Below are 989 nucleotides of genomic sequence, written 5' to 3' on the forward strand. Positions count from 1 at the left end.
GAAGAGATGGAGCAGGATGAAACGGTTTTTGTATTAGGTGGGGATGTCGGGGTAAGGGTGGCGTCTTTACAACGACAAAGGGGCTTATGGACCAATTCGGTGAGCAACGTGTCATGGATACACCATTAGCTGAGTCGGCTATTGCCGGGGTTGCGATTGGTGCAGCCATGTACGGAATGAAGCCGATTGCCGAAATGCAATATTCGGACTTCATGCTTCCGGCGACGAATCAGATTATTAGTGAAGCAGCTAAAATCCGTTACCGCTCTAACAACGATTGGAACTGTCCTGTGGTAATCCGCGCGCCAATCGGTGGTGGTATCTTTGGTGGTTTGTATCACTCTCAGTGTCCAGAATCTATCTTTTTTGGTACGCCGGGTTTGAAAATTGTTGCTCCATTTACACCTTATGACGCAAAAGGATTGCTGAAAGCAGCCATTCGTGACCCTGATCCAGTGCTGTTTTTTGAAAATAAAAAATCCTACAAGCTGATCAAGGGTGAAGTGCCTGAGGATGATTATATCGTTCCGATTGGCAAGGCTAATCTATTACGTGAGGGTGACGATATTACGGTCATCGGATATAGCCAGCCTTTGCATTTTGTCATGCAGGCTGCTGAGGAATTGGAGAAGGAAGAGGGCATTACCGCACATGTTGTGGATTTGCGCACACTCCAACCGCTGGACCGCGAAGCCATTATTGAGGCTGCACGACATACAGGTAAGGTATTAATCGTGCATGAGGACAACAAAACGGGCGGCATCGGTGCCGAGGTATCGGCAATTATTAATGAGGAGTGTCTGTTTGAGCTGGATGCGCCGATTGAGCGTCTATGTGCTCCTGATGTACCAGCCATGCCGATCAGTCCACCGATGGAGAAGTTTTATATGTTAAACAAGGATAAAGTTAAGGAAGCCATGCGCCGTCTTGCAATGTATTAATAAAAGGCAGATTGGACGAAAGCATTCCAAAAGTATAGCTGGGGCAGC

At 47.3% G+C, this 989-nt stretch carries 1 pseudogene; it reads left to right on the forward strand.

Annotation, left to right across the window (positions count from 1 at the left end):
- A pseudogene (locus GRP75_RS27935) lies at positions 1–941 on the forward strand (alpha-ketoacid dehydrogenase subunit beta); the annotation flags it as partial.
- Positions 942–989: the final 48 nt, after the last annotated feature.

This window comes from Paenibacillus sp. OT2-17, assembly GCF_009827695.1.
GTDB classification, from domain to species: Bacteria; Bacillota; Bacilli; order Paenibacillales; family Paenibacillaceae; genus Paenibacillus; species Paenibacillus polymyxa_B.